The organism is Alysiella crassa DSM 2578, from assembly GCF_000745955.1.
Classification (GTDB): domain Bacteria; phylum Pseudomonadota; class Gammaproteobacteria; order Burkholderiales; family Neisseriaceae; genus Simonsiella; species Simonsiella crassa.
Map to the genome: position 1 here is coordinate 19212 of NZ_JQKH01000029.1, position 9839 is coordinate 29050.

At 46.6% G+C, this 9839-nt stretch carries 9 protein-coding genes; 6 read left to right on the top strand and 3 right to left on the bottom strand.

Translation table 11 applies throughout. The annotated features are described in order from the left end of the window. Nucleotides 1-122 precede the first annotated feature (122 nt). On the top strand, nucleotides 123-2891 hold the full coding sequence (gene polA, locus Q338_RS05830; RefSeq protein WP_034292981.1) for a DNA polymerase I: 2769 nt from the start codon (nucleotides 123-125) through the stop codon (nucleotides 2889-2891). A 140-nt stretch (nucleotides 2892-3031) separates the two neighbouring features. On the opposite strand, the gene Q338_RS05835 is transcribed toward polA, so the two are convergent. Next, nucleotides 3032-3295 (bottom strand): DUF3079 domain-containing protein, encoded by a 264-nt coding sequence (locus tag Q338_RS05835; RefSeq protein ID WP_034292983.1) that lies wholly within the window; start codon nucleotides 3293-3295, stop codon nucleotides 3032-3034. Nucleotides 3296-3999: 704 nt separating this feature from the next. On the opposite strand from Q338_RS05835, the gene Q338_RS05840 reads away from it, so the two are divergent. Both Q338_RS05840 and Q338_RS05845 read left to right on the top strand, forming a co-directional pair. Further along, on the top strand, nucleotides 4000-5004 hold the full coding sequence (locus Q338_RS05840; protein ID WP_034292985.1) for a thiamine ABC transporter substrate-binding protein: 1005 nt from the start codon (nucleotides 4000-4002) through the stop codon (nucleotides 5002-5004). A gap of 117 nt (nucleotides 5005-5121) precedes the next feature. Then, nucleotides 5122-5403 carry a hypothetical protein gene (locus tag Q338_RS05845; protein ID WP_211249428.1) on the top strand — a complete coding sequence of 94 codons (282 nt, stop codon included), beginning with the start codon at nucleotides 5122-5124 and terminating at the stop codon, nucleotides 5401-5403. Here the strand turns inward: Q338_RS05845 and Q338_RS14425 are convergent. Beyond that, nucleotides 5357-5668, bottom strand: coding sequence for a hypothetical protein (locus Q338_RS14425; protein ID WP_156961045.1), 312 nt, complete (start codon nucleotides 5666-5668; stop codon nucleotides 5357-5359). The two genes, Q338_RS05845 and Q338_RS14425, sit on opposite strands and share 47 nt — an antisense overlap. An 8-nt stretch (nucleotides 5669-5676) precedes the next feature. On the opposite strand from Q338_RS14425, the gene Q338_RS05850 reads away from it, so the two are divergent. Next, nucleotides 5677-6330 carry a cell division ATP-binding protein FtsE gene (locus Q338_RS05850; protein ID WP_034292988.1) on the top strand — a complete coding sequence of 218 codons (654 nt, stop codon included), beginning with the start codon at nucleotides 5677-5679 and terminating at the stop codon, nucleotides 6328-6330. Then, nucleotides 6327-7247, top strand: a complete 921-nt coding sequence (gene ftsX / locus Q338_RS05855) for a permease-like cell division protein FtsX (protein WP_034292989.1) — start codon at nucleotides 6327-6329, stop codon at nucleotides 7245-7247. The genes Q338_RS05850 and ftsX overlap by 4 nt, the downstream gene beginning before the upstream one ends. 79 nt (nucleotides 7248-7326) lie before the next feature. On the opposite strand, the gene gnd is transcribed toward ftsX, so the two are convergent. Continuing rightward, nucleotides 7327-8775 carry a decarboxylating NADP(+)-dependent phosphogluconate dehydrogenase gene (gene gnd, locus Q338_RS05860; protein ID WP_034292991.1) on the bottom strand — a complete coding sequence of 483 codons (1449 nt, stop codon included), beginning with the start codon at nucleotides 8773-8775 and terminating at the stop codon, nucleotides 7327-7329. Nucleotides 8776-9387: 612 nt separating this feature from the next. On the opposite strand from gnd, the gene Q338_RS05865 reads away from it, so the two are divergent. Further along, a complete protein-coding gene (locus tag Q338_RS05865; protein ID WP_342766970.1) occupies nucleotides 9388-9738 on the top strand; it encodes a YbjQ family protein in 351 nt (116 codons plus the stop codon). The last annotated feature ends 101 nt before the right edge of the window (nucleotides 9739-9839 follow it).

A 9839-nucleotide genomic window follows, 5' to 3' on the forward strand; every position in this document is an offset into this window, starting at 1 on the left:
CATCAATATTCAAATCACTTTTTCAAAGGCAGCCTGAAAATCCACAAAAACGATTTTCAGACTGCCTGTTTATCTATTCGCGTATAATTTCCCCTTTCCATTTTTTTTCAGGCAGCCTGAACATGACTACCCCACAAACCCTCCTTTTGGTGGACGGTTCGTCCTACCTTTACCGCGCGTTTTACGCCATGACCCACCTTTCCGCGCCAGATGGCACGCCCACCAATGCCGTGTATGGCGTGCTGAATATGTTGCGCCGGCTCCGTGCCGAACAGCCGCACGATTACTGCGCCTGCGTGTTTGACGCCAAAGGCAACAATTTCCGCCACACGCTTTTCCCCGACTACAAAGCCACGCGCCCGCCCATGCCCGATGATTTGCGCCCACAAGCCGATATGCTGCCTGAATTGGTGCAACTTATGGGCTGGAAAGTCTTAAAAATCAGCAATGTGGAAGCAGATGATGTGATAGGCACACTCGCGGTTCAGGCAGCAGAGCAGGGCATGAATGTGGTCATTTCCACAGGCGACAAAGACATGGCGCAGCTCGTCAATCCGCAAATCACGCTGGTCAATACCATGAAAAACGAAACGCTGGACGAACAAGGCGTGTTTGAAAAATTTGGCGTGAAACCCAATCAAATCAAAGATTTTCTCGCGCTGATGGGCGATAAAGTGGACAACGTCCCTGGTGTGGAAAAATGCGGCGAAAAAACCGCCGCCAAATGGTTAGCCGAATTTGGTTCGCTGGACGAAATCATGCGCCGTGCCGATGAATTTAAAGGCAAAATTGGCGAAAACCTTCGCGCTGCTTTGCCGCAACTTCCCCTTTCTTATGAATTGGTTACGATTAAAACCGATGTGGATTTGAGCGCGGAATTGCCACAAGGTCTCGCGGATTTGGCGCGACAAAATCCCGATTGGGCGGCACTCGTTCCCCGTTTCCGCGAACTCGGTTTCAAAACGTGGCTCAAAGAAGCGGAAAGCCAAGTGCAAAATCCCATATCGCCCGATTTGTTTGCCCAAAGCGAAACACCCGTTTTCAGGCTGCCTGAAAACGCCACGCCCATTGCCGCCAAACCCGAAAATCTGCATTATCAAGCCATTACCACAACAGAACAACTGAATGATTTAATTGAAAAATTGCGCCAAACCCCCACCATAGGCTTGGACACCGAAACCACATCGCTAGACCCCATGTTGGCGAAATTGGTGGGCATCAGCATCGCGTTTGCGGCAGGCGAGGCGGTGTACATTCCGCTCAATCACAGCTTTACCGAGCAACAGCTTGATGAACAACAGGTTTTAGTCAGTTTGAAACCTTTTTTGGAAAGCGAAACGCTGGGCAAAATCGGACAACATCTCAAATACGACCAACACGTTTTCAAAAATCATGGCATTGATTTAAAAGGGATTGTGGGCGATGCCATGCTCGCGTCCTATATTGTGGAAAGCCATTTGGGGCATGGCTTGGACGAATTGGCAGAACGCTGGTTGGGCTTGACCACCATCAAATACGAGGATTTGTGTGGCACAGGCAAAAAGCAAATCGCCTTTGCCGATGTGGGCGTGGCACAAGCCACCGAATACGCTTGCCAAGACGCGGATTTCGCTTTGCGTTTGGAGCGGCATTTGCGCCAACAAATGGACGCACAACAAATTGAAATTTATGAAAAAATGGAATTGCCCGTTGCCCAAGTTTTGTTTGAAATGGAACGTGTGGGCGTGCACATCAACCGCGATGAATTGGCAAAACAAAGCGCGGATTTGGGCGCGGAATTGTTGCAACTGGAACAGCAAGCCTATGATTTGGCTGGACAACCGTTTAACCTCAATTCGCCCAAACAGTTGCAAGAAATTTTGTTTGACAAAATGGGCATTCCCACCAAAGGCGTGAAAAAAACGGCAACAGGCGGCTATTCCACCGATGAAAGTGTGTTGGAAAAATTGGCTGATGATTATCCTTTGCCTAAAATTTTGTTGCAAAACCGCAGTTTGGCAAAACTCAAATCCACCTACACCGACAAGCTGCCTGAAATGCTCAATCCGCAAACGGGGCGCGTGCACACGCATTACGCGCAAGCGGTGGCGGTTACGGGGCGTTTGGCGAGCAGCAATCCGAATTTGCAAAACATTCCGATTCGCACCGCGCAAGGGCGTTTGGTGCGCCGCGCTTTTGATGCGCCACAGGGTTATGTGATTGTTTCGGCAGACTATTCGCAAATTGAATTGCGGATTATGGCGCATTTGTCGGGCGATGCGACTTTGCAGGCTGCCTTTCAGTCGGGCGAAGACGTGCACAGGCGCACGGCGGCGGAAGTGTTTGGCGTTGCCCCCGAACACATCACGCCCGAACAACGCCGTTATGCGAAAACGATTAACTTTGGCTTGATTTACGGCATGGGCGAATTTGGTTTGGCAAAAGCCTTGGGCATTGACAATGTGTCGGCAAAAATGTTCATTCAACGCTATTTTGCGCGATACACGGGCGTGGCAGAATACATGCAGCGCACCAAAGAACAAGCGCAACAGCAAGGTTTTGTGGAAACGGTGTTGGGCAGACGTTTGTATTTGCCCAATATTCACGCGAAAAATGCGGTGGCGCGCGCAGGTGCAGAGCGTGCCGCCATCAACGCGCCCATGCAAGGCACCGCCAGCGATTTGATTAAACGGGCGATGATTGCGGTGCAGGCATTTTTGGTTTCAGGCAGCCTGAAATCGCGTTTAATCATGCAGGTACACGATGAATTGGTGTTGCAAGTGCCTGTGGCAGAAGTGGATTTAATCCAAACGCGGCTGCCTGAAATCATGGCGAGCGTGGGGCAGGGCGTGTTGAACGTGCCGCTTTTGGCGGAAGTGGGCGTGGGGGAAAATTGGGACGCGGCGCATTGAGTGGCGTAGGCTGGCGGTAAGGCGAAAGCCGCACCCCAGCTTTGTAGGGTGCGTCCCACGCACCAAATTGCCCTAAATCATCAATTATTTTTATGAAAATGGGTTTTCAGGCAGCCTGCAAATGATTTCAGGCTGCTGTTTTATTTTTTGATGAGTGGCAATTTGATGTGTGGTTTGGTGGCAGATGGGGTTTCGGGCAACAAGCCTAATTCGCGCATTTGGCTTTCGTTTAACAAATCTGACCAATCGCCGCGTTCATACCATTTTTCGCCGTCCAATTCTATGGGGTGCTGAATGCGCTCGCTGCCGTTACCGCAACGCAAATCGTCATCAGCGCAATATTTGTCGCAGCCCCAGCAAATGCGTTCGGGGTGTTTGGGGGCGATGGGGAATTTTTTTGCCATAATGGTCAATCAGATTGTTTGAATTGGGAAAATGAGATTGTATGTTGCTTTCAGGCTGCCTGAAAATACGCTAAAAGTACAATGTTTATCCCCCATTTGCCTATTTTTTAAGCAATCAAAATTATTCTGATAATTCAATTTGCTAATCTACTTATCCACAGGCTTACCCACATTTTTTGGGGATATAGTCGCAGAATTGGAAAAGCACTACAGCGTTGCCAACGCCCTTATGTACTGTTCGTACACGGCGGGCGTTGTCGCCTTGTATTGCATTTTCACTTCTACGACTATAATTTAACGGTAGAATGCGGCTTTCAGGCTGCCTGAATCCACCAAACTTATCCACAATTGCCTGTGCATAAGCCTGTAGATAAGCTGTGGATAGTTTTTCAATTATCCACAGGCAGCCTGAAAATTGGCAAAATTATCCACATTTGTCCACACACTATCCACAGGCTTATCCACAGCTTTTCCACAGACTTATCCACAATCTAACTTATTGATTCAAATAAAATAAACCAACTTATCCACAGGATTTGGCTTTACTCATCATACATCATCATCATTTTTAATTATAAATATATCTTTTTTATGGGATAACTTTTTTGCGGCAAACACAATCATTCAGGCAGCCTGAAAACTTGTCTTTCAAACAATATTTTTATAAAATCAAACACTTTTCATGTCTAAAAGAGAAATATTCTATGAAATCAAAGTATTTAGGTTTGGTAATGTGGGCGGTGTTGTGTGGCAATGCGTGGGCGGCGACCGAAGTGCGTTTGGCGACCCACGACAGTTTTGCGCTGCCTGAAAATGTGCTGACCACATTTGAACGGCAATATGACGCAAAAGTGCGCGTGGTTAAAGTGGGCGATGGCAATGAATTACTGAACAAATTATTGATTAGCAAACATAAACCCATTGCTGATGCAGTCTATGGTTTGGACAATGGCAATATTTTAGCAGCACAAGCAGCAGGTTTATTAGCCAAACAGCAGCCTGAAAGTGCCAACACGGTGGTGTCTATGCCCAATGCCTTGGCGGTGGATTTTGGTTTTGTGGCGATTAATTATGATACGCAATGGTTTAAAAACAAAGGTTTGCCCTTACCCAAATCTTTGGACGATTTAACCAAACCTGAATACAAAGATTTATTGGTCGTGCCAAATCCATCTACTTCCACACCAGCGTATGGCTTTTTATTGGCGAATATTGGCGGCTTGAGCGAAGAAGGGGCGTTTGCGTGGTGGGCGAAAATGCGCGGCAATGGGGTGAAAATCACACGAGGCTGGTCGGACGCGTATTACAAGGAATTTTCGCTCAATGGCGGCTCGCGCCCGATGATGGTGGGCTATGCCAGCAGCCCTGCGGCGCAAGTATTCTACAGCGAAGGCAAATTGTCCACGCCGACTATGGGCAATTTGTTTTTAAACGGCGGTGTGTATTTGCAAAAAGAAGGCGCGGCGGTGTTGGCAGGCGGCAAACAGCCTGATTTAGCCGCCAAACTGGTGCAATATCTGCAAAGCCCCACCGTGCAAAGCGCGATTCCTGTGAATATGTGGGTGTATCCTGCGGTGCGTGGGGTGCGTTATCCCGATGTGATGCGTCATGCCAGCGTGCCGCGTGTGCATTTTGCGCCCAATGAGCAAAGGGCGCACCAAAATCGCAAAGCATGGTTACAGCGTTGGACAAAAACGGTGTTGAAATAATCTTCAGGCTGCCTGAAAAGCAAAATCTGCCAATTATTTTAATAATTGAACCATTTTTAACTAAAATTAACTCCATTATCGCTATAATTATTCTCTTTTTTCCAACGGAGAATAATCATGATGCAAAAATGGGGTTTAATGATGTTAAGCATGAGTTTGGCGGCGTGTAGCGTTCCTGTTGTGCAAGGGCAAGCCCCTGTGGTGGCGGTGCAGCCGATTTTGGTCGCAGAAGCTGGAAAATCTGTTCATGTGTGCGAACTTAAACCGTTTGTGGAAACCTTCCGCAGTGAGCATGTGAATCGTGGCGCAGCCCAATTAGCCGTCAAAAAACAATGTTTGGCGAAACATTCCGCTATGTTTTGTGAAGACAAAGACATTGTCTGCAAAACATACGAGTAAAGGTTTTCAGGCTGCCTGAAAATGTGTGGGGACGGATAATCCAATCCGTCCCCTTTTGTGTTTGTATAGTCGTAGAAATAAAAATACAGTACAAGGCGACAACGCCGTACTGTATTTTCAGTTCTGCGACTATACGCATAAATTCCCCCACACGTCTAGTTTTATCACGCTTTTGTCGCGCAATAACCACGTTTTCTCGGATTAAGGCTGCCTGAAACGGCGATAAATCGCGTATAATCACGCCATTCTCATTATTTTGACCCATTTTTTATTATGATACGTTTTGAATCCGTCTCCAAAGTTTATCCAGGGGGGTTTCAAGCACTTAAAAATGTCAGCTTTACCATTGAAAAAGGCGAAATGATTTTCGTAGCTGGGCATTCGGGTGCAGGCAAATCCACCATTTTAAAACTCATCGCAGGCATCACCAAACCCACCAAAGGCAGAGTGATGATTAACAACAACGATTTGAGCGTCTTGTCCGATAATGAATTGGGCTATTTGCGCCAACACATCGGCATTGTGTTTCAAGACCACAAAATTTTGTTTGACCGCAGCGTATTGCAAAATGTCTTGTTGCCCCTGCGCATTATCGGCTACGACCGCAAAACGGCGGAAAAACGCGCCCGTCTTGCCATTGAAAAAGTGGGCTTGGGTGGACGTGAAAACGCCGACCCCATCAGCTTGTCGGGCGGCGAACAGCAGCGTTTGTGCATTGCCCGTGCGGTGGTACACCAGCCCAGCTTGTTGATTGCCGATGAGCCGTCTGCCAACCTAGACCGCGCTTATGCTTTGGATATTATGGAATTGTTCAAAACATTCCACGAAGTCGGCACAACGGTGATTGTGTCCGCCCACGATGAAACTTTAATGCAAGATTACGGTCATCGCATTTTGCGTTTGCAGGAAGGACGGTTTGCCGCATGAGTATCAGCCATTATGTATCGCTGCACACGGAAAGTGCCAAACGCGCCGCAGGCTATTTTTTCAGGCAGCCTATTGCCACTTTGCTGATTTTGGCGATGTTAGCCATTGCCATGACTTTGCCACTCACTCTGTATTTGGGCGTGCAAAGCAGCCAAACGGTGTTAAGCAAATTAAGCGAAACGCCCAAAATCACCGTCTATCTGGAAACCAATTCCACCGAAACCGATGTGGACACGCTGAAAAAAATGTTCAGCGAAGACAAACGTGTCAAACAAGCGCAATTTGTTTCCAAAGACGATGGTTTGGAAGAAATGAAAGCAGCTTTGGATTCGCAAGACATTGTGTCTATGCTAGACGAAAACCCTTTGCCCGACTCATTCATCATCACCCCCGCCAGCAGCACGCCTGACACCATTGCCGCGCTGAAAACCGATGTGGAGCAATTTCCTATGGTCGCCAGCAGCCAAATGGATTCGGAATGGATGAAAACGCTGTATCAGGTCAATGAATTGGTACAAAAAGTGTTTTGGTTTTTGGCGATTACCTTGAGTTTGGCGTTTGTGCTGGTGGCGCACAACACCATTCGTTTGCAAATTTTGACCCACAAGGAAGAAATTGAAATCACGAAATTATTGGGTGCGCCGTCTTCATTTGTGCGCCGTCCATTTTTATATCAGGCGGCGTGGCAGAGTTTGCTGTCGGCGGCGATTAGTTTGGGTTTGGCGACTTGGGTGATGAAAACCAGTCAGCCTTTGGTAACGCAAATTTTTGAACCCTACGGCATTCATTTAACATGGCGCAGTTTTACGCCACAAGAAATGGCGATTGTGTTGGCTGGTGTATGCGCTTTGGGCATTTTGGGCTCATGGCTGGCGAGTACGCAGCATTTGTTTAGTTTCAAAGCCAAGAAAAATTAAGCCATCAAACAATCAATCAGGCAGCCTGAAAACCGTTTTCAGGCTGCCTGATTGATTTTTTTACGCGACCAAAAAATAATTAAACATGATAGGTGCTGGAAGCCGCATCGCCGCCACGCCCTGTCCAATTGGTGTGGAAAAAGTCGCCACGTTCTGCGTCAATGCGCTCGTAAGTGTGCGCACCGAAATAATCGCGTTGGGCTTGCAGCAAATTGGCGGGCAAACGCGCCGATGTGTACGAATCCAAGAAAGTAATCGCCGCCGCCATACACGGCATAGGAATCGCGCATTCAATGGATTTTGCCACCACTTTGCGCCATTGCGGTAAAGCCTTGTTTAAAATATTGCGGAAATACTCGTCTTGACCCAACCACTGTAAATCAGGGGTGTTTTCATAGGCATCGCGGATATTGCTCAAAAACACGCTGCGAATAATGCAGCCTTCGCGCCACAGTAAAGCCGTGTTGCCATAATTCAAATTCCATTGATAAGTATCGCTGGCTTCGTGCATCAACATAAAACCTTGCGTGTAGGAAATGATTTTGCTGGCAAGCAAAGATTGGCGCAAGGCTTCCAACCATTCTTCACGGCTGCCTGAAATTTGCGCTGGTGTGTGTGGGAACAAACGCGCCGCCGCCAAACGCTGCTCTTTAAACGCCGACACGCAACGCGCAAACACCGATTCACTAATCAGCGTGAGCGGTACGCCCATGTCCAAAGCGTTAATCCCTGTCCATTTACCCGTGCCTTTTTGCCCAGCCGTGTCCAAGATTTTTTCCACCAAAGGTGAACCGTCTTCGTCTTTGTACGCCAAAATATCGGCGGTAATGTCAATCAGGTAAGAATCTAATTCTGTGTTTTTCCATGATTGGAATGCAGCGTGCATTTCTTCGTGGGTCATGCACAAGCCTTCTTTCATAAATTGGTAGGCTTCGCAAATCAACTGCATATCACCGTATTCAATGCCATTATGCACCATTTTGACAAAATGACCTGCGCCATTGTCGCCTACCCAATCGCAGCATGGTTCGCCTGTGGGTGTTTTGGCGGCGATGGCTTGGAAGATGGGCTTAATGTGTTCCCACGCCGAGAAATGTCCACCAGGCATAATAGAAGGCCCATGACGCGCCCCTTCTTCGCCACCCGATACGCCAGCACCCACAAAACGCAAACCTTTTGCCGCCAATTCTTCGCAACGGCGATTGGTATCGGGGTAATTCGCATTGCCACCGTCAATTAAAATATCGCCTTCATCCAAATACGGCACAATTTGTTCAATAAAATCATCAACTGCTGAACCAGCTCGTACCATCATCATGATTTTTCGTGGTTTTTCCAAGCTATCTACCAATTCTTGCAGACTTTTTGCGCCAATAATATTTGTGCCTTTGGCTGCGCCATTTAAAAATTCATCTACTTTTTCCACCGTGCGGTTATACGCTACGACTTTAAAGCCTTTGTCGTTCATGTTCAAAATCAGGTTTTGTCCCATCACCGCCAAGCCGATGACGCCAATATCGCCTTTCATATTTTTTCCTTGTTTGTGAGTTGAATATCAAAAAGATTTGAAAACGGCGCATTGTACGCTTTTTATCTGGAGTATTAAAACTGCTTTTTTGCAAAAAAAGTTATCCCATAAAAAAGATATATTTATAATTAAAAATGATGATGATGTATGATGAGTAAAGCCAAATCCTGTGGATAAGTGGGTTTATTTCATTAAAATCATATAATTAACTTGTGGATAAGTCTGTGGAAAAACGGTGGATAAGCCTGTGGATAGTGTGTGGACAAATGTGGATAATTTTTCCAATTTTCAGGCTGCCTGTGGATAATTGAAAAACTATCCACAGCTTATCTACAGGCTTATGCACAGGCAATTGTGGATAAGTTTGGTGGGATTCAGGCAGCCTGAAAGCCGCATTCTACCGTTAAATTATCCCCAAAAAATGTGGATAAGTCTGTGGATAAGTGAATTAGCGAATTGAATTATCAGAATAATTTTGATTGCTTAAAAAATAGGCAAATCTGTGGAAAAACGACTATGGTGTGTCAAACTTGAAAAATCGGCTGAATATACTTATATTGTTTATTGTTCATAGGTTCTTCAATTATTTATCATGATTTTTATAGGAGTGAAATGATGGGCTGGTTTTCATCTAATCAAGACAATCAAATGTTTTTGGCAACCATTGAGCCAAAAGATGTGCAAATTCAACAATATCTCGGCGTGGTGAACGGCGAGGCAATTATTGGCGCGAATATTTTCCGTGATATGTTTTCATCGATACGCGATATTGTGGGCGGTCGTGCGAGCGGCTACGAAAGCGCGTTGGCGGGCGCACGCCAAGCGGCTTTGGACGATATGATTGCTGGCGCGAAAAAAATGGGCGCAAATGGCGTGATTGGCATTGATTTTGACTACGAAGTTTTGGGCGAAACCAATGGCATGATGATGGTGTCGGTGAGCGGCACGGCGATTATTTTGTAAATCAGTTTCAGGCTGCCTAAAGTGTTCAGGCAGCCTGAAGCGTTTGGATAGGTTAAACAAACATCATGATTACCAGATTACGCGGTCAATTGGTGGACAAA

Excerpts from the sequence above, each read along its gene's own strand:
- polA (WP_034292981.1), top strand. The coding sequence starts at position 123 with ATGACTACCCCACAAACCCTCCTTTTGGTGGACGGTTCGTCCTACCTT.
- Q338_RS05835 (WP_034292983.1), bottom strand. The coding sequence starts at position 3,295 with ATGGCAAAAAAATTCCCCATCGCCCCCAAACACCCCGAACGCATTTGC.
- Q338_RS05840 (WP_034292985.1), top strand. The coding sequence starts at position 4,000 with ATGAAATCAAAGTATTTAGGTTTGGTAATGTGGGCGGTGTTGTGTGGC.
- Q338_RS05845 (WP_211249428.1), top strand. The coding sequence starts at position 5,122 with ATGATGCAAAAATGGGGTTTAATGATGTTAAGCATGAGTTTGGCGGCG.
- Q338_RS14425 (WP_156961045.1), bottom strand. The coding sequence starts at position 5,668 with ATGGGTCAAAATAATGAGAATGGCGTGATTATACGCGATTTATCGCCG.
- Q338_RS05850 (WP_034292988.1), top strand. The coding sequence starts at position 5,677 with ATGATACGTTTTGAATCCGTCTCCAAAGTTTATCCAGGGGGGTTTCAA.
- ftsX (WP_034292989.1), top strand. The coding sequence starts at position 6,327 with ATGAGTATCAGCCATTATGTATCGCTGCACACGGAAAGTGCCAAACGC.
- gnd (WP_034292991.1), bottom strand. The coding sequence starts at position 8,775 with ATGAAAGGCGATATTGGCGTCATCGGCTTGGCGGTGATGGGACAAAAC.
- Q338_RS05865 (WP_342766970.1), top strand. The coding sequence starts at position 9,388 with ATGATGGGCTGGTTTTCATCTAATCAAGACAATCAAATGTTTTTGGCA.